The 22026-nt window shown below is 45.3% G+C and carries 19 protein-coding genes; 13 read left to right on the top strand and 6 right to left on the bottom strand.

Annotated features, from left to right (window positions below; genetic code table 11):
- Window positions 1–39: 39 nt before the first annotated feature.
- Complete coding sequence (locus UF05_RS01960) at window positions 40–1377, bottom strand: sigma-54-dependent transcriptional regulator (protein WP_005487712.1); 1338 nt, start codon at window positions 1375–1377, stop codon at window positions 40–42.
- A 4-nt stretch (window positions 1378–1381) separates the two neighbouring features.
- Window positions 1382–3184, bottom strand: coding sequence for an ATP-binding protein (locus UF05_RS01955; protein ID WP_045546179.1), 1803 nt, complete (start codon window positions 3182–3184; stop codon window positions 1382–1384).
- Window positions 3185–3230: 46 nt separating this feature from the next.
- Here UF05_RS01955 and UF05_RS26225 point away from each other — a divergent pair, with 46 nt between their 5' ends.
- From UF05_RS26225 to UF05_RS01915, 8 genes are all read left to right on the top strand, one after another.
- Entirely contained in the window at window positions 3231–3416 is a 186-nt protein-coding gene (locus UF05_RS26225) for a hypothetical protein (protein ID WP_017448702.1), read from the top strand.
- A gap of 293 nt (window positions 3417–3709) precedes the next feature.
- Window positions 3710–5014, top strand: coding sequence for a trigger factor (gene tig, locus UF05_RS01945; RefSeq protein ID WP_005460612.1), 1305 nt, complete (start codon window positions 3710–3712; stop codon window positions 5012–5014).
- Window positions 5015–5119: 105 nt separating this feature from the next.
- The gene (gene clpP, locus UF05_RS01940; RefSeq protein WP_005460620.1) at window positions 5120–5746 is read left to right on the top strand and encodes an ATP-dependent Clp endopeptidase proteolytic subunit ClpP; all 627 of its coding nucleotides are present in this window, start codon (window positions 5120–5122) and stop codon (window positions 5744–5746) included.
- A 71-nt stretch (window positions 5747–5817) separates the two neighbouring features.
- Window positions 5818–7098: an ATP-dependent protease ATP-binding subunit ClpX gene (gene clpX / locus UF05_RS01935; RefSeq protein WP_005460618.1), complete on the top strand. Its 1281-nt coding sequence runs from the start codon at window positions 5818–5820 to the stop codon at window positions 7096–7098.
- A gap of 131 nt (window positions 7099–7229) precedes the next feature.
- Window positions 7230–9581 carry an endopeptidase La gene (gene lon / locus UF05_RS01930; protein ID WP_015296438.1) on the top strand — a complete coding sequence of 784 codons (2352 nt, stop codon included), beginning with the start codon at window positions 7230–7232 and terminating at the stop codon, window positions 9579–9581.
- Between the two features lie 192 nt (window positions 9582–9773).
- Window positions 9774–10046 (top strand): HU family DNA-binding protein, encoded by a 273-nt coding sequence (locus UF05_RS01925; protein ID WP_005382341.1) that lies wholly within the window; start codon window positions 9774–9776, stop codon window positions 10044–10046.
- A gap of 199 nt (window positions 10047–10245) precedes the next feature.
- The gene (gene ppiD, locus UF05_RS01920) at window positions 10246–12105 is read left to right on the top strand and encodes a peptidylprolyl isomerase (protein ID WP_045546178.1); all 1860 of its coding nucleotides are present in this window, start codon (window positions 10246–10248) and stop codon (window positions 12103–12105) included.
- Between the two features lie 150 nt (window positions 12106–12255).
- Entirely contained in the window at window positions 12256–12540 is a 285-nt protein-coding gene (locus UF05_RS01915) for a ComEA family DNA-binding protein (protein ID WP_021454269.1), read from the top strand.
- Between the two features lie 90 nt (window positions 12541–12630).
- Here the strand turns inward: UF05_RS01915 and rrtA are convergent, their stop codons facing one another.
- The gene (gene rrtA / locus UF05_RS01910; RefSeq protein ID WP_025498676.1) at window positions 12631–13182 is read right to left on the bottom strand and encodes a rhombosortase; all 552 of its coding nucleotides are present in this window, start codon (window positions 13180–13182) and stop codon (window positions 12631–12633) included.
- Between the two features lie 3 nt (window positions 13183–13185).
- Between rrtA and UF05_RS01905 the strand changes: the two genes are divergently transcribed.
- Window positions 13186–13800 carry a tRNA-uridine aminocarboxypropyltransferase gene (locus tag UF05_RS01905; RefSeq protein WP_005482520.1) on the top strand — a complete coding sequence of 205 codons (615 nt, stop codon included), beginning with the start codon at window positions 13186–13188 and terminating at the stop codon, window positions 13798–13800.
- A 9-nt stretch (window positions 13801–13809) separates the two neighbouring features.
- Here the strand turns inward: UF05_RS01905 and UF05_RS01900 are convergent, their stop codons facing one another.
- From UF05_RS01900 to UF05_RS01890, 3 genes are all read right to left on the bottom strand, one after another.
- Window positions 13810–15144, bottom strand: coding sequence for an anti-phage deoxyguanosine triphosphatase (locus UF05_RS01900; RefSeq protein ID WP_041954079.1), 1335 nt, complete (start codon window positions 15142–15144; stop codon window positions 13810–13812).
- Window positions 15145–15156: 12 nt separating this feature from the next.
- Complete coding sequence (yfbR, locus tag UF05_RS01895) at window positions 15157–15741, bottom strand: 5'-deoxynucleotidase (protein ID WP_005482513.1); 585 nt, start codon at window positions 15739–15741, stop codon at window positions 15157–15159.
- 90 nt (window positions 15742–15831) lie between these two features.
- Complete coding sequence (locus UF05_RS01890; protein ID WP_005456922.1) at window positions 15832–17046, bottom strand: pyridoxal phosphate-dependent aminotransferase; 1215 nt, start codon at window positions 17044–17046, stop codon at window positions 15832–15834.
- 216 nt (window positions 17047–17262) lie between these two features.
- Here UF05_RS01890 and UF05_RS01885 point away from each other — a divergent pair, with 216 nt between their 5' ends.
- From UF05_RS01885 to menB, 4 genes are read left to right on the top strand one after another with little or no spacing between them, the layout of a single operon-like run.
- Complete coding sequence (locus tag UF05_RS01885) at window positions 17263–18570, top strand: isochorismate synthase (protein ID WP_031818077.1); 1308 nt, start codon at window positions 17263–17265, stop codon at window positions 18568–18570.
- The gene (gene menD, locus UF05_RS01880) at window positions 18567–20282 is read left to right on the top strand and encodes a 2-succinyl-5-enolpyruvyl-6-hydroxy-3-cyclohexene-1-carboxylic-acid synthase (RefSeq protein WP_021823335.1); all 1716 of its coding nucleotides are present in this window, start codon (window positions 18567–18569) and stop codon (window positions 20280–20282) included. The genes UF05_RS01885 and menD overlap by 4 nt, the downstream gene beginning before the upstream one ends.
- Complete coding sequence (menH, locus tag UF05_RS01875) at window positions 20269–21063, top strand: 2-succinyl-6-hydroxy-2,4-cyclohexadiene-1-carboxylate synthase (protein WP_020840290.1); 795 nt, start codon at window positions 20269–20271, stop codon at window positions 21061–21063. The genes menD and menH overlap by 14 nt, the downstream gene beginning before the upstream one ends.
- Before the next feature lie 26 nt (window positions 21064–21089).
- Complete coding sequence (gene menB, locus UF05_RS01870) at window positions 21090–21956, top strand: 1,4-dihydroxy-2-naphthoyl-CoA synthase (protein ID WP_005482536.1); 867 nt, start codon at window positions 21090–21092, stop codon at window positions 21954–21956.
- Window positions 21957–22026: the final 70 nt, after the last annotated feature.

Below are 22026 nucleotides of genomic sequence, written 5' to 3'. Positions count from 1 at the left end.
GATTCAAGTTGGATATAATACCAATCGTGCGAACCTGTTTTATTTATAGAGCTCTTTATCTATCTGATAGCGTTGCATTTTGTCATACAGCGTTTTTCGAGGCACATTCAACTGCTCCATCGTTTGTTTGATGCTGCCATTGTTTTCCAGTAGCGCATTTTCTATCGCTGCCTTTTCAAACTCCGCCACTTGCTCTGCAAGGCTACTGGTTGAGGCGGGGATGGAACTCGGTTCGCCTAATTGGATGAGTTTACCTAATAAAACGAAACGCTCTGCCGCATTGCGCAGTTCTCGGACATTTCCCGGCCAATCGTGAGCCATTAGCTGAGCCAAATCTTGTGCTGAAAGACTTGGCGAACTTTTACCATAGCGCGACGCCGCGACTAAAAGAAAATGATGGAAAAGGGCAGGGATGTCTTCCTTGCGTTCACGTAAGGGAGGCAAATCTAGCGTAACCACGTTGAGGCGATAGTAGAGGTCTTGACGAAATGTGCCTTGTTCCGCCGCACGTTTAAGATCCACTTTCGTTGCCGCGACAACGCGAATGTCGAGAGGTAAAAGTTCGTTTGAGCCAACGCGTTCAATCACGCGCTCTTGCAGGACGCGCAACAAACGAATTTGTGCCTGAATTGGCATCGATTCGATTTCATCTAAGAAGAGTGTGCCGCCCTGCGCAAATTCAAACTTACCAATACGCCGACTGTCTGCACCAGTAAATGCGCCTTTTTCGTGACCATAGAGTTCGCTTTCAATTAAGTTTTCTGGCACCGCACCACAGTTCACCGCCACAAAGTTATTGTTTCTACGAGAACTTTGTTCGTGCAGTGAGCGGGCGATAAGCTCTTTACCTGTACCTGTTTCGCCAAACAGCAGAATATCGGCATCTGTATCAGCAATGTGGGTGATGGTTTCTCGCAGCGTTTGGATGCTGGTGGTTTCACCGATGATTCGGGGGCCAAGCGTTTGGCTCGCTTTGAGTGATTGACGAAGTTTCTCATTTTCGTTCGTCAGTTGGCGTCTTTCAATGGCGCGTTTTACGGTTTCAACCAAGTGTTCTGGCGCAAAAGGTTTCTCTATAAAATCGTAGGCCCCTTGGTGTAACGCATTTACGGCCATAGAGATGTCACCATGGCCTGTAATCATGATAACTGGCAGGTTTGGGTCGCGTTGAACTAACGTGGTTAACAGGTCCATACCTGAAATACCGGGTAAGCAGATGTCGGTTACAATTACGCCAGCTTCGTCGCTTTGTTTCATGGCTAACAAGGCGGATTCCGCATCGGAAAAAAAAGTCGCTTCGATATCGGCTAGCTCAAACGTTTGTTCTATTGCTAATCGAAGGTCGGCTTCATCATCAATAAAAAACACCTGACACATTATCTTATCCTTCTGATTGTTCGGTGCGTTGGCATATTGGTAAACACAATGAGAATCGAGCGCCACCTTGGGCTCGGTTGTGAGCACTCAAGCTGCCGTTCATGCCAGCCAATATTTGCTGAGATATAGAAAGTCCTAATCCCAATCCATTCTTTTTAGTTGTTAAAAACGGTTCGCAAAGTTCGGACAGTGTGTGCGAACCAAGCCCAGGGCCATTGTCATCGACATGAATCATCACTTTGTTTTCATCCGTATCCGTTTCAACGAGCAACCACACTTGTTTATCTTGTTGTTCTTTTACGGCTTCAATTGCGTTTGTCAGCAAGTTAACCAGAACTTGCTCCAATTGAATGGTATTGATTTGAACCTCGATGTCGTCAGTAGGAAGTTCGGTAGCAAGTAGAACACGAGCAGATTTAAAAGCGGGTTTCATGAGCTCTTTTGATGAGGCTATCACGGGCAACAGGCGTGTTTGGGTAAGCTCATTGCCGCTGGCCTTTTTGGCAAACGAACGCAATTGCTGGCTGATGTTTGCCATTCTGTCTGTGAGGGCTGAAATGCGAGTGAGATTATCTTCCACTCGATCATACTTTTCTTTCTGAAGGAACAATTTTCCATTCTCAGCAAAACTACGAATGGCTGCCAACGGATTATTCAGCTCATGGCTGATGCTCGCTGACATTTGACCGAGAACTGCCAGCTTAGCCGCTTGAATCAATTCATCTTGGGTTAAACGCAGTGTTTGCTCCGTTTCGGTTCGCTGCGCAATTTCAGCCTGCAACTCTGCTGTTCTCGCCATGACTTGAAATTCTAACTTCTGATTCGCTTCTTGTTGGATTCGTTCTAACTGCAAATGACGTTGTTGGCGGTGATAAATCAACTGGCCAATCAAGAACAAAACCGTAAAGGCCAACGTAAGTACAACGATATAGCCCATCGTAACCCAAACGATGGATTGTTTTGGCGAAAGCACACGAATCGTTAGCTTTAACTCAGGTAAAGGCAGTGAAGAGACAACCAGTGTCCCTTTATTGTAGGGGTAGCCTTGTTTCAGTTCAGAATTTGGCGCATTCAAGTTGCCGACAAAGCCCAATGTCGTAATCGGTGTGTCGAGATATTGTCTACTCGTCCAAACTTGCTTTTTATCTGCATCACTTAACGGTTGTAGGCTTTTGAATAGCCAATCCTGCCGGCTGCTCATAAAGACAATATTGTGAGGGTCGCTGGCCACGAACACGCTGTCAGGTTGTTGCCAGTTATCTTCAATTTTACTCAAATCCATTTTTACGACCACGATGCCCAACACGCCGCCAGCATAAATTATTGGGTATGAGTAGTAATAGCCACGTTGGCCGGATGTTGAGCCCAGAGCGTAATATTGGCTGCTTTCACCGCTGATGGCTTGTTTAAAGTAAGGTCTAAAAGCAAAGTTGCGTCCAATAAAAGAGCGCTTTTTACGCCAGTTACTTGCTGCAATGGTCGTGCCCCATTGATCAACCAAATAAGTGTCTGCCGCTTCAATAACGTTGTTCACCGATTCTAGATAGCGATTGGTGATTTCGAGTTGAGCGCTATTTGAAGGATTCAGTAGAGCTTCAAAAAGAGGATCATCTTTGGCTAAAAGATTGGGTATATGGGCGTATTTATCGAGCTTATTTTTGATGTGGCTAGAAAATTGTTCGAGCTGTGATTGGTGTTTATCTAGCAAAGATTGATAGCTGTGTTGCCACACCCAGCGCCCGCCCACAATGGCGCACAGGAAATATAAGGCGAAAAAAATCAGTAAAATACGATTTCGTTGAGACATCCTTGCATTCCTATTACACGTCCTTTTTATGCCTTTAGAAATGTTAATGGGTTGTAGGGATGATGGGGGATTTAGTTTTCAACTCTGTGGAGTAAAACAAGAGCAAGATCTCTTTTTACGCTTTTCAATAAAAAAAGCAGTCGATTCTCTTGAAAAAGTCGCTATTGTCCCCATTCTAGATATGCTGGCACGCTTATTGGGTGTTTTAATCCCATTTTTGGCAAAAAAATGAGTCAGCTTTCGAGAATTTAGCGCAGACAATGTCCACATGGTGGCTATTGGCTCGACAGGGTTGCGACAGATCGCTAGAATGTCGCGTCTAAAAATTCTGTCCTGAGGCTAATAGGAGATACCTTTGATATTTCTGTCGAAGATATCACTGATTAGTCTGGTGCTGAGAATCAGCATCAATACTCGATTTTAAATTAGGTGTTCGGACAGAACACTACACAAGGATGAAGCGTTAACTTAAAGAGTTACGCTCATACGCTCGGATAACCGAGCCACTTTAGAGGTTTATAAATAATGCAAGTTACTGTTGAAACGCTAGAGGGCCTAGAGCGCCGTCTAAACATTACTGTTCCAGCTGCAAACATCGAAGATGCTGTAACAGCTGAACTACGCAACATCGCTAAAAACCGTCGTTTCGATGGTTTCCGTAAGGGTAAAGTGCCTCTAAAAATGGTTGCTAAGATGTACGGCAAAGCAGTACGTCAAGACGTTCTTGGTGAAGTTATGCAACGTCACTTCATCGAAGCGATCGTAAAAGAGAAAATCAACCCAGCTGGCGCTCCAACTTTCGCTCCTGTAGAAAACAAAGAAGGTGCAGACCTAGTTTTCACAGCAACTTTTGAAGTTTACCCAGAAGTTGAACTAAAAGGCCTAGAAAACATCACTGTTGAGAAGCCTCTAACTGAAGTTAAAGAAGCAGACGTAGAAGAGATGATCGAAACTCTACGTAAGCAACAAGCAACTTGGGTTGAAGTTGAAGAAGCAGCAGAAGCTGGCAAACGCGTAAGCATCGATTTCGTTGGTTCTATCGACGGCGAAGAGTTTGAAGGCGGTAAAGCAGAGAACTTCCCACTAGAAATGGGCGCTGGTCGCATGATCCCTGGTTTCGAAGACGGTATTGCAGGTAAAACTGCTGGTATGGAATTCGACATCGACGTAACTTTCCCAGAAGATTACCACGCTGAAAACCTAAAAGGTAAAGCGGCTAAGTTTGCAATCAAAGTGAACAAAGTTGAAGCTCGTGAACTTCCAGAACTAAACGACGAATTCGTTGCTAAGTTCGGTGTTGCTGAAGGCGGTGTAGACGCACTTAAAGCTGAAGTACGTAAGAACATGGAACGCGAACTTAAGCAAGCTGTTAAGACTCGCATCAAAGAGCAAGCAATCGAAGGTCTAGTTAAAGAAAACGAAATCGACGTTCCTGCTGCACTTATCGAGCAAGAGATCCACGTTCTACGTCAACAAGCGGCACAACGCTTCGGTGGTAACCCAGAAGCAGCTGCACAGCTTCCACGTGAACTGTTCGAAGAACAAGCTAAGCGTCGCGTAGTTGTTGGTCTTCTACTAGGTGAAGTAATCAAGTCTGAAGAGCTAAAAGCGGACGACGAGAAAGTGAAAGCTCTAATCGAAGAAATGGCTACTGCATACGAAGATCCATCAGAAGTTATTGCTTACTACGAGCAAAACGAGCAAATGATGAACAACATGCGTAACGTAGCTCTAGAAGAGCAAGCAATCGACGCGATCATCGCTAAAGCACAGGTTACTGAGAAAGAAGTAGGCTTCAACGAGCTACTTAACCAACAACCTGCTGCTTAATAAGCAATATCTTGCGTAGAAGGTTGACTTAACGTTAACTATTCTGCTAACAATGGTCCGTATGATAGTCATCATCCGGGCCATTTATTTTAGGGACATAAGAATATGAGCTACCAAGAAAAAAATGCAATGTCGCCAATTATGGACGCACTAGTACCAATGGTGGTTGAGCAAACTTCCCGAGGCGAGCGTTCTTACGACATCTACTCACGTCTACTTAAAGAGCGCGTGATTTTTTTAACTGGTCAAGTGGAAGACCACATGGCAAACCTTGTCGTGGCTCAGCTACTTTTCCTAGAATCTGAAAATCCAGATAAAGACATTTTCCTATACATCAATTCTCCAGGCGGCAGCGTAACTGCAGGTATGTCAATTTACGACACAATGCAGTTTATTAAACCAAATGTAAGCACTGTATGTATGGGTCAAGCTTGTTCTATGGGCGCATTCCTGCTTGCAGGTGGTGCTGCTGGTAAACGTTATGTTCTTCCTAACTCACGTGTGATGATCCACCAACCACTAGGTGGTTTCCAGGGTCAAGCTTCTGATATCCAAATCCATGCTCAGGAAATCCTGACCATTAAACAGAAGCTAAACAACCTGTTAGCAGAACATACTGGCCAGCCTCTTGAAGTGATTGAACGCGATACCGATCGTGACAACTTCATGTCAGCAGAGCAGGCTGTGGAATACGGTATCGTGGATGCAGTGTTGAGCCATCGCGGCGCGTAATTTAGCCAGCGCATTTTGGCAAAAATTGATATACACTCATTCATGAAGAGTAAAGGCTAAGAGGTTAGCGAATGACAGATAAAAGCAAAGAAAGTGGCAGCGGTAAATTGCTGTACTGTTCTTTCTGCGGCAAAAGTCAGCACGAAGTTCGCAAGCTAATCGCAGGTCCGTCAGTTTACATTTGCGACGAGTGTGTCGACCTATGTAACGATATTATTCGCGAAGAAATCAAGGATGTTCTCCCTAAGAAAGAATCTGAAGCGTTACCAACGCCAAAACAGATCCGTGAACACCTTGACGACTATGTGATCGGACAAGATTACGCGAAAAAAGTGCTCGCAGTTGCGGTATATAACCACTACAAGCGTTTACGCAATGGTGATACAACGAGCGAAGGTGTGGAGCTTGGTAAAAGTAACATCCTTCTAATTGGTCCTACAGGTAGTGGTAAAACGCTGCTTGCTGAGACGCTAGCTCGATTCTTGGATGTGCCATTCACAATGGCAGACGCAACCACACTAACCGAAGCTGGTTATGTGGGTGAAGACGTTGAAAACATCATCCAAAAGCTTCTGCAAAAATGTGATTACGATGTAGCGAAGGCTGAACGCGGCATTGTTTACATTGACGAAATTGACAAAATTTCTCGCAAAGCTGAAAACCCATCAATTACGCGTGACGTATCTGGTGAGGGTGTTCAGCAAGCGCTATTGAAACTTATCGAAGGTACGGTTGCTTCAGTTCCACCTCAAGGTGGTCGTAAGCATCCACAGCAAGAATTTCTGCAAGTGGACACGTCTAAGATCCTGTTCATCTGTGGTGGTGCATTTGCTGGTTTAGATAAAGTTATCGAACAGCGTGTAGCTACGGGTACTGGTATCGGCTTTGGTGCAGAAGTGCGCTCGAAGAACGAAACCAAAACCGTCGGCGAACTGTTTACTCAGGTTGAGCCAGAAGATCTAGTGAAGTATGGTTTGATTCCAGAATTCATTGGTCGTCTTCCTGTGACAACAACACTGACAGAGCTTGATGAAGAAGCGTTGATTCAGATCCTATGTGAACCGAAAAACGCACTGACCAAGCAGTATGCAGCATTGTTTGAGCTAGAAAACGCAGAGCTTGAATTCCGTGAAGATGCCCTTCGTGCTATCGCGAAGAAAGCAATGGAACGTAAGACAGGTGCTCGTGGTTTGCGTTCAATTCTGGAAAGTGTTCTGCTTGAAACCATGTACGAACTGCCATCTGCGACAGATGTAAGTAAAGTCGTGATTGATGAATCCGTCATCAATGGTGAGTCAGAACCACTGCTTATTTACAGCAATGCCGACAATCAGGCAGCTGGGGCAGAATAAATTCAGCCATGAATGAAAAAGGAGGTAAGTAATTACCTCCTTTTTTTATTTCTCTTATTGAATCCAAACAATTAGCCCCCATATACTGCCTTAAGTAATACGTTAAACGTGAAAGCGGAAGAGAGAATTATATGAACTTGGAACGTTCCGAGCGTATCGAGATCCCGGTATTACCTCTACGTGACGTAGTGGTCTACCCGCACATGGTGATTCCATTGTTTGTTGGTCGTGAGAAATCGATTAGCTGTCTAGAAACGGCGATGGAAACAAACAAACAAGTTCTGCTTGTGGCTCAAAAACAAGCTGACACTGATGAACCAACGGTTGATGACCTATTCGAAGTGGGTACGGTAGCTACCATTCTCCAACTTCTAAAGCTCCCTGATGGCACAGTAAAAGTACTGGTTGAAGGTCAGCAGCGCGCAAAAATCAATCATTTCAAAGAAAGTGATTTCTTCTTAGCTGAGGCGGAATTCATCGTAACACCAGAATTGGATGAACGTGAGCAAGAAGTGATTGTTCGCAGCGCAATCAACCAATTCGAAGGCTTCATTAAGTTAAACAAAAAGATTCCACCAGAAGTGCTAACGTCACTGAATGGTATCGATGAAGCGGCACGCCTAGCAGATACGATTGCGGCACATATGCCTCTTAAACTTGTTGATAAACAACAAGTTCTTGAAATTATTGATGTTACTGAGCGTCTGGAGTTCCTAATGGGCCAGATGGAATCAGAGATTGATTTGCTACAAGTTGAGAAACGCATTCGTGGTCGCGTGAAAAAGCAAATGGAGAAGTCTCAGCGTGAGTACTATCTGAATGAGCAAATGAAAGCGATTCAGAAAGAGCTTGGTGAGATGGAAGACGCTCCTGATGAGTTTGAGACTCTGCAAAAGAAGATCGACGAATCAAAAATGCCGCAAGAAGCACGTGAAAAGACAGAGCAAGAGCTGCAAAAGCTTAAGATGATGTCTCCAATGTCCGCAGAAGCGACAGTAGTTCGTAGCTACATCGACTGGATGGTAAGTGTACCTTGGACTAAGCGTTCTAAAGTGAAGAAAAATCTCGCGAAAGCGGAAGAGATTTTGAACGAAGATCATTATGGTCTAGAGCGTGTGAAAGAGCGTATTCTGGAGTACTTGGCAGTTCAAAACCGCATTAACAAGCTAAAAGGTCCAATCCTTTGTCTTGTTGGTCCTCCAGGCGTGGGTAAAACATCGCTTGGCCGCTCAATTGCATCTGCAACTGGCCGTAAATACGTACGTATGGCCCTAGGTGGCGTGCGTGATGAAGCAGAGATTCGAGGCCACCGTCGTACTTACATTGGTTCATTGCCAGGTAAGCTGATTCAGAAAATGTCGAAAGTTGGTGTGAAAAACCCTCTCTTCCTTCTGGATGAAATCGACAAAATGTCTTCAGACATGCGTGGTGACCCGGCTTCGGCGTTGCTTGAAGTATTAGACCCTGAACAAAACAACTCATTCAACGACCACTACCTAGAAGTGGATTACGACTTGTCTGATGTGATGTTTGTTGCAACGTCTAACTCGATGAATATTCCTGGTCCGTTGCTTGATCGTATGGAAGTGATTCGTCTATCCGGTTACACCGAAGATGAAAAACTAAACATTGCGAAGCGTCACCTTGTTGAAAAACAAGTGCAACGTAATGGCTTGAAACCAAACGAGATAGTCATCGAAGATTCAGCAATCATCGGTATTATCCGTTACTACACTCGTGAAGCGGGTGTGCGTGGTCTTGAGCGTGAGATTTCTAAGATCTGCCGCAAAGCAGTGAAGAACATCCTGCTAGATAAAGACATCAAATCAGTGACGGTAACGATGGACAACCTAAAAGAATACTTGGGTGTTCAACGTTTCGATTACGGGAAAGCTGATGAAAGCAACCGAATTGGTCAAGTTACTGGTCTAGCTTGGACTGAAGTGGGTGGCGATCTATTAACGATTGAAACTCAATCTATGCCAGGTAAAGGCAAGCTTACTCAAACAGGTTCACTGGGCGACGTAATGCAAGAGTCTATCCAAGCTGCAATGACCGTGGTGCGCTCTCGTGCAGATAAACTGGGCATTAACTCAGATTTCTACGAGAAAAAAGACATCCACGTTCACGTGCCTGAAGGTGCGACGCCGAAAGATGGCCCAAGTGCGGGTACAGCAATGTGTACTGCTTTGGTATCGGCTCTGACCGGTAACCCGGTAAAAGCTGAAGTTGCGATGACGGGTGAGATCACCCTACGTGGTGAAGTATTACCAATCGGTGGCTTAAAAGAGAAGTTACTTGCGGCACATCGTGGCGGCATAAAGACAGTGCTTATCCCGAAAGATAACGAGCGTGATCTGGAAGAGATTCCTGAGAATGTTATCGCAGATCTGCAAGTTATCCCTGTTCGGTGGATTGATGAAGTACTGAAAGTTGCACTAGAGCGAGACCCGACAGGCGTTGAGTTTGAAGCTAAAAAATAGTGATGTGCAGCAAAAATAAGTAAAAGTTTGCGCTGATAAGCCTAAAAAGGCTTGTCAGCGTTTTTTTTGGGCGCTAAGTTAGTTTCGATAGCTGCCAGCCCTTGAAAAATAAGGGTTGGAGCATATTTTCTTAACTATGGAACGAAAAGTCATCACAAAAATAATCACAGATGGCACAAAGGGGAAATCACAGTGAATAAAACTCAATTAGTAGAACAAATCGCAGAAAATGCAGACATCTCTAAAGCGTCAGCGGGTCGTGCTCTAGATGCATTCATCGAAGCAGTAAGTGGCACACTTCAGTCTGGTGATCAAGTTGCTCTAGTTGGCTTCGGTACATTCAGTGTTCGCACTCGTGCTGCACGTACTGGTCGTAACCCAAAAACTGGTGAAGAAATCCAAATCGCAGAAGCAAAAGTACCAGCTTTCAAAGCAGGTAAAGCACTGAAAGACGCTTGTAACTAATTAAAGCGTGATTCTGTTGCCGGCCATTTGAATAACTTTTGCTCAAACAATAAGTTTCGAACAAAAATTTACAAACTTCGAGCCGAACTTTTTTAAATTATGCGCATCATACTGATGCGCATTTCTTTTTCTGATATTATCGCGTCATTATATTTTCTATTAGAAGCCGTACGCTTCAATTGTGGAGAGCAGTTAAATTATGATGGATCGACTACGCGAAGGCGTGAATAGCATCGCGGTCAAAATTATCCTTGGACTTATCATCCTGTCTTTCGTATTTGCCGGTGTAGGTAGCTACCTAGTGAATGGCAGCAACAATTCAGCAGCGAAAGTAGGTAACACCGAGATTCCTCGTGGTGAGTTCGAGATGGCTTACCAAAATGAGCGCAATCGCATGCAAGCTCAATTGGGTGACTACTTCTCTCAAATGTTGGCTGACCCTGCATACGTTGAATCTTTCCGCAAATCAGTGCTTGATCGTATGATTAATGACGTATTGCTTGACCAACAAGCTGAAGCACTTGGCTTACGAATCAGCGATGCTCAAGTTCGTAGCATGATTCTTGAAATGCCTCAGTTCCAATCTAACGGTCAGTTTGATCAAGAAATTTACCAAGCATCGCTACGTCGTGCAGGTTTCTCTCCTGATTCTTTTGCTGAGTACATGCGTCGTGAATTGGTGCGTGAGCAGCTTCTAACAGCGCTTCAAAGCAGTGAGTTTACTCTTCCAGGCGAAGTTCAATCTCAGGGTAAACTGTTTACCCAAACACGCGACATCCGCACTGTAACCATCGATTTGGCAGAGTTTGCGAAGAAAGTTGAGTTAACTGACGAAGAAATTCAAGCTTACTACAAAGCAAACCCAGATAACTTCACTCGTCCAGAGCAAGTGAAAGTGTCTTACGTTGAGTTGTCTGCTGAAGCACTTAAGAAGCAGATTCAAGTAACAGATGAAGACGTTAAGAAATACTACGACGAGCATCTAGACAAATACTCTTCAGAAGAGCAACGTCGAGTGGCGCACATTCTTGTTGAAGGTGATGATGAAGCAAAAGCACAAGCTATCTTAGATGAATTGAACTCAGGTGCAGATTTTGCCGCGGTAGCGCAAGAGAAATCTGATGATTTCGGTAGTGCTGAAAACGGCGGTGACTTAGGTTGGATCGAACGTGATGTTATGGATCCGGCTTTTGAAGAAGCTGCGTTTGCACTTAAGAACCCAGGTGACATGTCTGGTCTAGTAAAATCTGACTTTGGCTACCACATTATCAAGCTAGAAGAGCTGAAAGATGCCGTTGCAAAACCATTTGATGAAGTGGCGGCGGAGATTAAGCAAGAGCTAGTAGACCAAAAAGCGGTGGATCAATTCTACGAGTTACAAAACGAGCTTGAGCGTGTTGCTTTTGAGTACCCTGATTCACTAGACGATGCTTCTAAAGCTATTAACCAAGAAGTGAAGACAACAGATTTCATCTCTCAAGTTGATGCACCTGAGGTTCTACGTAACCAAGCCGTTATGCAAGCACTACTGAGCCCAGAAGTGAAAGAAGACGGTCTGAACTCAGAAGCGATTGAAGTTTCGCCTGAGCACATTGTTGTTGTTCGTGTTGAAGATTCTCGTGACGAAACAGTGCTTCCATTAGCTGAAGTGAAAGACCAAGTTGTGGCTGAACTATCTCGCGTTAAAGGTGAGCAAGGTGCTCTAGAGCTAGGTACAAAAGTGGTAGCTGCTCTGAATGAAGGCAATACTACTGTTCTTGCGGAAAACAACCTGACATTTGGTGAGGAAGAGACCGTTGACCGTCGCTCGCCACTAGCAACTACCGTCTTTGCAATGGCGAAGCCAGTAGATGGCAAACCTGTCTACGGTCAGTCGAAAGACCTTGAAGGCAACATCGTAGTGATTGAACTGGATGCTGTGAAAGCGGAACTAGATAGTTCGCTAGAAGATCAAGTTGCGATGCAAATGCAACGAGCATCATCTCAGCAGGATCTATCTTCTGTTCTCGCTGTATTGCGTGCTAACACAGACATTGAGTACTTTGTTGTGAGCAACTAAGCACTAATTATGTAATTTGCATGTTAACTAAAACGGGTCGCGTAAGCGGCCCGTTTTATTTTTGTTTAAACAAACTTCAATGACGATGAGTGTTTGCCTACATTAGGGCGGATTATTTCAGAGCGTTAATTTGGAGTGTATATGTTCAAAATGAAATGGATTTTAACCTTGTGTTTAGTGGTGTTCGCACCACTCAGTTTGGCCGCTGATACCAAGGCTGATAAATATGAAGGAATTGAAATTACGGTCAATATCAATACTGCTTCTGCAGAAGAGATAGCAACGATGCTGAAAGGTATTGGCGAAAAGAAAGCGCAAAGCATAGTTGACTACCGTACTGAGCACGGCCCATTTAAAACAGCAGCTGATTTAACCAATGTAAAAGGAATTGGTGAAGCAACCATCAAGAAAAACGAAAACCGCATTCTTCTATAAACGCGGGCTTCGACCATTGTATTCTTACTGAGTTTTCGTTTCCGGTTACTGCTTTCCCGAACCAAACCCTCTTTCGTGGTTCGGGATTTTTTATCCAAATATACGGCGATGGAATCCTTTCTCTACTAATGCCATACCTAAGCCTCCCATTGCACCAAACAGGTGTGCATCAACAGCAACACGAGCGCCTATCATTGCAGCAGTGCTGGTTGAAGGGCCATAAAGTTGCTCCCATGCGATTTTCGCAATAAGTCCGGCGACTAAGAGTAGGCTACTTCTTCTGTTTTCAAACACTTCTCTTAGAGCCCAAAAACCAAACAAACCGTGTAAGACGCCAGACAAGCCGACATAGACTGACATGCTAGTCAGTAAGTTCATTGCGCCGACAAAGGCACAAAGCAAAAGAAAAACAATCGAGAAGTTGCGTGCACTAGGACGGAATATAAACGCGATAACCCATAATCCTGCCAAGTTCATTCCAAGGTGGGCAAAGTTGGTATGCGTGAGATTTCCTGTTACGATTCGCCACCATTCACCATGACGTATGTTGTAAGCGTGCCATTCGGTGAGGCTCGCCATTGGTTCGAATTGTAGTACTAAGCAGATAACGCTGATGATGGTCAGCAATGTATAAAGGTTCACTCTATGTCTCGTTATTGTTCTCAGTGTGGAAAATCGCGCAAAGCCTGTATTTGCCAATGGATCGTACCGCTAGCAAGCGGGGTTGAACTTATCATTCTTCAGCATACGAGTGAAGCGCATCGTCCACTTGGTACGGCACGGATTCTCAATTTGAGTTTAAAGAACTGTACTTGTTTGATTGGCGAGGATTTTTCTGACGACGCACAGTTAAACGCGTTACTCACCGATGAAGCGTATCAGCATTTTATCCTTTATCCGTCGGAGCAATCACAGTGCCTTTCAGACATTGCGTGTACCGAGAGCGAGCGCACAAGAAAAACACGCTTGATTTTGCTCGATGGCACGTGGAAAAAAGCCTATAAAATGTGGCAGCTTTCCACCAACTTGCACACTTTAACCACAGTAAAGCTTCCCGAGGATTTACAAGGTCACTATACAATTCGTAAAGCGCCTTCAGACAACAGTCTTTCGACAGTGGAAGCAGGGTTTTATGCGTTGAGTTTATTGGAGCCGGATAACGACTTCTCGCCGCTACTCAATGCTTTTGACAGGATGATTGAATTTCAAATCGCCCAGATGCCTCCGGGCGTATTTGAAAAAAATTATTTGAACAAGTAGAACTACGCTTTACAAAACAATAGAAGAGAACAATTGGCGGTGTAGCTTTTGCGCATGACCATCGGTCATTGCGGATATGTAATCGGCAATGACTCGCATTTTGCCACTATCGCTAGTTGCACTCTGCCAAAGCTCTTTTGTGTGTATTGGCAACAATCGTTCAGGATCGGCACTTAGTGCTTCGAATATATCCATGATGATTTGTTGCCCTTTGTATTCGACAATCTGCACCTGCGGCACTTGAATAACATACTGACTGACGAAATGTTTAAGCACATCTAGCGCTTTCGCCATATGCGGTTCTAAACAAGCATTCCATGCCAGTAAAGGGTTTTGGAATGGTTCATCAACCACTTTAATAGAGATGCTTGTAAGTAGGGCATTGACCATACCTCCAATCGCATCTTTGCGTTGGTGATGTTTACCGCTAAACAGCATTTGTCCAATAGAGCCGATATGTTCTTCAAACCAAGGATCACCGCAATCAGCTAACTGACTTGCTGCACCTTCTTGCCATTGCTGACGTGTGACCATACCCAGCACAATGGCATCCTCTAAGTCGTGCACGCCATACGCAATATCATCGGCGAGCTCCATAATGGAGCAGTCGAGGGATTTAAAGCGCGTTTTGCTGTGCTCTAAATCGGAATCTGGTCGATAGCGCATTTGGCTCAACAGGCTTTTGTCATTCTCGCTGAGTGGAGCGATAACCCAATCAAACAGATCTTTATCGCAATCGTAGATGCCTTTCGCTGGGCTCCATTCTTTGGCTTTTAATCGACGTTGATGTTCTGCTGGGTTTGGCAGCTTGACTGAACGAGTCTGACTGATGAGTGCTGGGTATTTGATCAAACCTAACAAAGTTCGGCGCGATAGATTCATCCCGAAGTGCTCAGTGTATGGCTCCAATTTGGTCACAATGCGAAAAGTCTGCGCATTGCCTTCAAAGCCACCATGGTCACGCATCATATAGTTCAATGCGACTTCGCCACCGTGTCCGTATGGTGGGTGGCCGATATCGTGCGCGAGACACAGAGAGTCAATCAAACTATCCGAGGGCAATAGTTCTTTAAATTCAGACTGTTTCTTTTTGAGTTGCGCGACAATACCCGTGCCTAATTGGGCCGCTTCTAACGAGTGGGTAAGTCGACTTCTATGAAAGTCTTCCAAGCTGTTGCCATGAACTTGAGTTTTCGCTTGCAGGCGTCGAAATGCCGCAGAGTGCAGGATTCTCGCTCTATCACGTTGATAGGGGCTGCGGTGGTCATCACGGCGGATTTTATGCTCATCATCGTGGCGCTCTTGCCACAAAGAGTGTAATTCAAACGACACGTTTATCTCCATAAACTAAACTGGCTAACTGATTTCATCCAGCGATAGCTCAAAGCTTGGGGCGAATGTATTAAGGAAGTATTCCATTTCTGGCGTTTTACGTTCTTGTAAAGTGACGTCTAGGCGCTTTTTCGCTAAGGCAAACTCATGGTTACCTGCGCTTAGTTCTTCCAAACATTTTAAGTACGCACAGATGGAGTCGGCCTGTTTTACTATCTGAGAGTCTTCTTCGTGAGACGAATGAGAAAGTAGAAATGGGGCAAAATCTTCCTGAAATTCTTCCGGCAACATAGAAAGTAATTTGTGCTCGGCAGCGGCTTCTATCTTCTTATATTCTTTTGCGATTTCGGGATTGTAGTACTTAACGGGAGTAGGCAAATCGCCAGTGAGCACTTCACTTGAATCGTGATACATCGCGAGAAGGGCAATGCGTTCAGGATTAAGCGTGCCGCCGAACTTTTTGTTTTTAATTAACGCGAGTGCGTGAGCGACAAATGCGACTTGTAAGCTGTGTTCCGAAACGTTTTCTGGTGATACAGAGCGCATCAAAGGCCAGCGTTGGATAAGCTTCATTCGTGCCAAGTGGGCGAAAAAATGGCTTTCTTTCATGGCTTTCTCCGTTTCTGGTATAAAAAAGGAACTCACTAGGAGTTCCTCTAAGCATATGAGAGATCAACACTAATTACTACCAGTGATTCTTTACTGGCTGTAGGTTGATAGGAATCGCTCGAAGCGTCCGATTGCGGTTTCCAGATCTTCAACGTGTGGCAAAGTCACAATGCGGAAATGGTCTGGTTTTGGCCAGTTAAAACCTGAGCCTTGTACTAGCAGTACTTTTTCCTGTTTCAAGAAATCGAGCACCATCTGTTGGTCATTCTTGATGTTGTACATCTTGGTATCGATTTTAGGGAATAAGTACATGGCACCTTTGGGTTTCACACAAGATACCCCTGGGATCTGGTTGATCAGCTCGAACGCGCGATTACGCTGCTCTAGCAATCGACCACCAGGTAAGATCAACTCATTGATACTTTGGTAGCCACCTAGCGCGGTTTGAATCGCATGTTGCATCGGCACGTTGGCACAAAGACGCATAGAAGAGAGCAACTCTAGACCGTTAACGTAGCCTTGTGCTAAGTGTTTTGGACCAGTTAAGAACATCCACCCACCACGGAAACCACATACCCGGTAAGCTTTCGACAAACCATTAAAGGTCATCACAAGTACGTCTTCCGTTAGTGTCGCAACAGAAGTGTGTGTTGCGCCATCGTAAAGCACTTTGTCGTAAATCTCGTCAGCGAAAATGATCAGCTTGTGTTGGCGAGCAATCTCAATCACTTCAAGCAAGAAGTCACGACTATATACAGCACCTGTTGGGTTGTTCGGGTTGATCAGAACAATACCGCGAGTCTTCGGCGTGATTTTCTTTTTGATGTCATCAAGGTCTGGATACCAATCCGATTGTTCATCACACAAATAATGAACGGGGTTGCCACCAGACAACGCTACTGATGCCGTCCACAATGGGTAGTCAGGCGCAGGGATGAGCATTTCATCGCCGTTGTTTAGCAGCGCTTGCATTGCCATCACGATCAGCTCCGACACGCCATTACCGACGTACACATCTTCTACGTCTAAAGAACGAATGCCTTTGCGTTGGTAATGTTGAACCACCGCTTTACGCGCAGAGTAAATGCCTTTGGAATCACAGTAGCCTTGAGAGGTCGGTAGATTACGAATTACATCTACAAGAATCTCATCAGGGGCGTCAAAACCAAATGGGGCAGGGTTACCAATGTTCAACTTTAGGATTTTATGCCCTTCTTCCTCCATGCGCTTAGCATGTTTGAGTACAGGACCCCTAATGTCGTAGCAGACATTGTCGAGTTTTGACGACATCCCGATATTTTGCATTGTATAATTCCTAAAAATTCGTTAATTTCTTTATTAAAATACAATAATTTGTTTTTTATTAGAATATAAATCTGTAAATTATCCGTTTGCAGGCTAACTTTTGCTCGCTTGCTATCACAGGATTTTGCAAAAGATCGCATACGACCTTGATTTGCTTTGGGTCTAAACTTAGAGTAGCCGTCAGTTACCTTTATCCTCACATACTTCGAGGTTGATTTGTCAGAGTTCCATCAAGCCGTAAAAAGAATTATCGAGCGAGTTCAGCACACGGAAGGCAATCAAGTACGTCTGGTCGAGCCCCTCAGCGAAAAACCGAATTTCGCATTTATTGATTGGCTTGATGCACAACCACTTTTCCCCAAGTTTTATTGGCAATCCCGTGATACTCGTGAAGAGGTCGTCGCGCTAGGACAGCTGCATTCTTTTGTTGAGCCGGGTCCTGCCTATACCATTCTTGGTGAAGGGCAGCGAGTATGGGGCGGGCGATCGTTTGATGGCCAGCACGAAAAAAATCGCCGTTGCATGCCTTCTTTCTTCTTTTTGCCTCAAATTGAACTGATTCGATTTGATCAGCAGTGGTCACTTGCGGTTAACCTAACTGAAGACAAAGCGCGCACGCTTGCCAGCTTGAGAAAGCTTATTTGCGATGTCGCCGCTTTACCTCCGATCTCGTCACACATTCGCTCGATTGTTCATACTCCTATCAAATCTGAGTGGGATGCGCTGGTACATAAAGTTCTGACTGGGATTGAGAATGATGAGTTTAAAAAAGTTGTGTTGGCTCGCCGTTCTACTGTCCAACTGGATAACACGTTGAGCGCTGCACAACTGCTTAAAGCGAGCTATTTGAACAACCATCACAGCTTTCATTTCTTGCTGAGTTTAGACAGCAAACACAGTTTTATGGGTTCTACGCCAGAGCGTTTGTATTCTCGTGTTGGACATGAACTTCATACCGAGGCTTTAGCGGGCACTATTGGCCGCGGCGACAATGCCACTCATGATATGGAATTGGCGAATTGGTTATCTCAGGATTCAAAAAACTTAAACGAAAACCAGTACGTCGTGGACGATATCGTAGAACGCCTTTCTCCTCATTCTGAAATAGTAGAAGTAGAAACCGAACCGAGATTGGTGCGTTTACGTAAGGTGCAGCACCTCAAACGTAATATTCATGCAAGCTTAAAAACAGGCACAAATGGCGTACAACTGCTTTCTGCATTGCAGCCGACGGCCGCAGTGGCAGGTTTGCCTCGTAAAGAGTCGATGCAGTTCATCCTTGATAACGAGCCGTTTGCTCGTGGCTGGTATGCTGGCTCTATGGGTTATATCAGCCATGAACGCGCAGAGTTTTGTGTGGCAATAAGAAGTGCATTGGTGCTTGGCGATCAAGTTCAGCTGTTTGCTGGAGCGGGTATTGTTCCTGGATCTGTTGCTGAACACGAGTGGGCTGAGTTAGATAAAAAGATGTCGACGCTGTTAACGTTGATTTCCGATCATCCGCCACTTGGAGTGGCATCATGAGTTACGATCAAGCGGTTCTCAATCGAATTTGGTCAGAGACCATTTTGACTGAGCTTCACCGATTTGGTGTGAAGCATGTTTGTATCGCGCCGGGATCGCGTTCGACTCCTTTGACTTTAGAAGCGGCGGAACAGCCAAATTTTTCCATTCATACTCATTTTGATGAGCGTGGATTAGGTTTTATGGCGCTTGGTTTGGCGAAAGCGAGCCAAGAGCCGGTAGCCGTTATCGTGACTTCTGGCACTGCGGTCGCAAACTTGTTGCCTGCGGTAGCAGAAGCTAAATTAACCGGCGAAAAACTGGTTTTGCTTACCGCTGATCGCCCTGTTGAACTCGTCGGTTGTGGCGCAAACCAAGCAATTAATCAGCTTGGGATTTTTTCGCATCATGTATCGGCAAATTTGAACTTGCCAAGTCCGAGTTTAAATACGCCGCTCAACTGGTTACTCACTTCGGTTGATGAGGTGATGTTTAACCAGCAGTTACATGGCAGCGCGGTTCACATTAACTGCGCCTTTCCTGAGCCGCTGTATTCTGACGGGGAAAAAAGCGCTTACCAAAGCTACCTGAACAGTGTCGAAGCGTGGCGCAAAGGCGGTCAAACATATACTCAACGATTCGTCAGTCCATCATTCCGTGACATTCCATTTTGTGCTGATAGAAAAGGAGTGGTTGTCATTGGCAGCTTACCTGCTGATCACGCGCAAGCGGCAAAAGCGTTTGCACAGCAAATGGGGTGGCCTGTATTGGCGGATCCGCAAAGTGGAGTTAGCTCCGATTGGTCACATTATGATTTGTGGTTACAACAGCCTAAGTTGGCTAGCCAACTCGACGAATGTGATTTGGTGCTCCAGTTTGGTAGCCGCATCATATCTAAGCGATTGAACCAATGGATTAATAAACAGGTGTCGCAAAGCCAACAAGGCCGAGATGTTCAGTACTGGTTTATCTCGCCAAGTTTAAGCCGCGATAACCAAACACACCTTCCGCAATTGCATTGGGCTGCATCACCTAAAAGTTGGGTCGAGCGTGTTGATGTTAAGAGCTCAAGTACTCAAGGGTGGGCTGATGGATTGCTGACCGATATAGCCCATGTTCGCGCTCACATTCGCGATGAGTTTCTGTCTTCATCAGCTTCAACGCTTAATGAAATCGCGTTAGCGGCTGACATTGAAGAGCGAACGCAGAGCGTCGATGTCTTTCTCGGTAACAGCTTGTTTGTTCGATTAGTCGATATGTTTGGCCGATTAAATACTGAGGTGTTTACCAATCGCGGAGCGTCGGGTATTGATGGTCTATTTGCCACAGCTTCGGGTGTGCAGCGCTCACGAGGCAAGCCGCTATTGATGTACATCGGAGATACATCGGCGCTTTATGACCTCAACTCGCTCGCGCTGTTTTCTCGTAATGATCTGCCGTCAGTACTTGTGGTCACAAACAATGATGGTGGTGCGATTTTCGATATGTTGCCAGTGCCTCAGGAGCATCGCACTGCGTACTACCAAATGCCCCACGGTTATCAGTTTGAACATGCAGCTAAGCAGTTTGGCTTAAAGTATGAAAAGCCAACAACATTAGAAATGTATCAAGCAATGGTTGCCGAGCACCTGTCGAGCGGCCAAGGCACAATGCTGGTGGAAGTTCAAACCCCACCAAGCCAAGCCGCAGAGTTGATAAAGGCATTTAATAAGAGCCTGCATGCTTCACTCTGAGCGTCTCTCTCCAACTGAAAAACACCAAAGTGGTGATCTTCCCACTCTGGTGTTTTTGCATGGTCTTTTAGGAAGTGGTGCTGATTGGCAAGCTTGTTTGGATGAGCTGACTCAGTTTGAACGAGTCGTTATCGACCTTCCTGGTCATGGTCGCAGCCAGTTTACAAAGTGCAACGATCTCGATGATTGCTGCAAACTTCTTAATTCCACACTATCTTTATTATTTCCTCCGCAACAACCACTTATTTTGATTGGCTACTCAATGGGTGGAAGAATCGCAATGCACGGTCTTGCTGGTGAGTGCTTCTCAGATCTCAATATTGTCGGCGCGATTGTGGAAGGGGGAAACTTCGGGCTTCAAACAGAGTCAGAGATACAGTCAAGATTGCACAACGACCAAAAATGGGCACTGCGCTTCGAGAGTGAACCACTTGAACGTGTTTTGAGCGATTGGTATCAACAAGCGGTGTTTTCTTCACTAAACCATGAGCAAAGACAAACATTAATTACCAAGCGAAGTGCTAATCTTGGCTCGGCAATTGCGAACATGTTGATGGCAACATCGTTAGCCAAGCAGGCGTATTTACTGCCCGCACTGCAACAACAGCGCATACCCATTTATTATGTGTGTGGCGCGAAAGACAAAAAATTTAGCCAACTGGCACAAACAAGCGGGTTGGCGTATCGACAAATTGAAGGCGCAGGACATAACGTTCATCAAGAGCAGCCAAAGCAGTTTGCGATGCACATTAAGCAAATAATTCATTCTCACTTTCAGTGAGAGCAACGAGAACAATGGGAATCACCATGGCTAAAACAGTAGGCATTTCTGAAGAAGAACTTTACGCTCCGGTTCAATGGAAAGATTGCGGCGAGAAATACGAGGATATTCATTACCACAAGTCTGAAGATGGTATCGCGAAAATTACCATTGCACGCCCTCAAGTGCGTAATGCGTTCCGCCCTCAAACGGTAAAAGAGATGATTGATGCGTTGGCAGATGCACGCTACGACTCGGGTGTTGGCGTTATCATCCTAACTGGCTTGGGTGAAGATGCATTCTGTTCTGGTGGTGACCAGAAGATTCGTGGCGACTACGGCGGTTACAAAGATGACCAAGGTACACACCACCTAAACGTACTGGACTTCCAACGTGATATTCGTACGTGTCCAAAACCTGTTATTGCTTCCGTAGCGGGTTGGGCTGTTGGCGGCGGCCATGTACTGCACATGATGTGTGACCTAACAATTGCAGCGGACAACGCACAGTTTGGTCAAACGGGCCCTAAAGTGGGTTCATTTGATGGTGGTTGGGGCGCGTCTTACATGGCCCGTATCGTAGGCCAGAAGAAAGCGCGCGAAATCTGGTTCCTATGTCGTTTCTACAACGCGCAAGAAGCGTTAGACATGGGCTTGGTCAACACGGTTGTGCCTCTAGAAGATCTAGAGAAAGAAACCGTTCGATGGTGTCGTGAAGTTCTTCAGCATAGCCCAATGGCGCTACGCTGCCTGAAAGCTGCATTGAACGCGGACTGTGATGGTCAAGCAGGTCTTCAAGAGCTTGCGGGCAACGCAACGATGATGTTCTACATGACAGATGAAGGACAAGAAGGTCGTAACGCATTCAACGAGAAACGTCGCCCAGACTTCGACAAGTTTCCTCGTAACCCATAATCCGTAAATAAAGAGGAGCCAGAGTGCTCCTCTGCTTCGTTTTTAGTCCCGAGCGCCTCGCCCTCAGGGA

Origin of the sequence: Vibrio sp. S457-15, from assembly GCF_000960545.1 — a bacterium.
Classification (GTDB): Bacteria; Pseudomonadota; Gammaproteobacteria; order Enterobacterales; family Vibrionaceae; genus Vibrio; species Vibrio parahaemolyticus.
Note: the sequence above shows the minus strand (reverse complement) of the source record. Positions and strands in the feature narration are given on the sequence as shown.

Coding starts and splice junctions, on each gene's coding strand:
- UF05_RS01960 (WP_005487712.1), bottom strand. CDS start 1,377: ATGTGTCAGGTGTTTTTTATTGATGATGAAGCCGACCTTCGATTAGCA.
- UF05_RS01955 (WP_045546179.1), bottom strand. CDS start 3,184: ATGTCTCAACGAAATCGTATTTTACTGATTTTTTTCGCCTTATATTTC.
- UF05_RS26225 (WP_017448702.1), top strand. CDS start 3,231: ATGGGTTGTAGGGATGATGGGGGATTTAGTTTTCAACTCTGTGGAGTA.
- tig (WP_005460612.1), top strand. CDS start 3,710: ATGCAAGTTACTGTTGAAACGCTAGAGGGCCTAGAGCGCCGTCTAAAC.
- clpP (WP_005460620.1), top strand. CDS start 5,120: ATGAGCTACCAAGAAAAAAATGCAATGTCGCCAATTATGGACGCACTA.
- clpX (WP_005460618.1), top strand. CDS start 5,818: ATGACAGATAAAAGCAAAGAAAGTGGCAGCGGTAAATTGCTGTACTGT.
- lon (WP_015296438.1), top strand. CDS start 7,230: ATGAACTTGGAACGTTCCGAGCGTATCGAGATCCCGGTATTACCTCTA.
- ppiD (WP_045546178.1), top strand. CDS start 10,246: ATGATGGATCGACTACGCGAAGGCGTGAATAGCATCGCGGTCAAAATT.
- UF05_RS01915 (WP_021454269.1), top strand. CDS start 12,256: ATGAAATGGATTTTAACCTTGTGTTTAGTGGTGTTCGCACCACTCAGT.
- UF05_RS01905 (WP_005482520.1), top strand. CDS start 13,186: ATGTCTCGTTATTGTTCTCAGTGTGGAAAATCGCGCAAAGCCTGTATT.
- UF05_RS01900 (WP_041954079.1), bottom strand. CDS start 15,144: ATGGAGATAAACGTGTCGTTTGAATTACACTCTTTGTGGCAAGAGCGC.
- yfbR (WP_005482513.1), bottom strand. CDS start 15,741: ATGAAAGAAAGCCATTTTTTCGCCCACTTGGCACGAATGAAGCTTATC.
- UF05_RS01890 (WP_005456922.1), bottom strand. CDS start 17,046: ATGCAAAATATCGGGATGTCGTCAAAACTCGACAATGTCTGCTACGAC.
- menD (WP_021823335.1), top strand. CDS start 18,567: ATGAGTTACGATCAAGCGGTTCTCAATCGAATTTGGTCAGAGACCATT.
- menH (WP_020840290.1), top strand. CDS start 20,269: ATGCTTCACTCTGAGCGTCTCTCTCCAACTGAAAAACACCAAAGTGGT.
- menB (WP_005482536.1), top strand. CDS start 21,090: ATGGCTAAAACAGTAGGCATTTCTGAAGAAGAACTTTACGCTCCGGTT.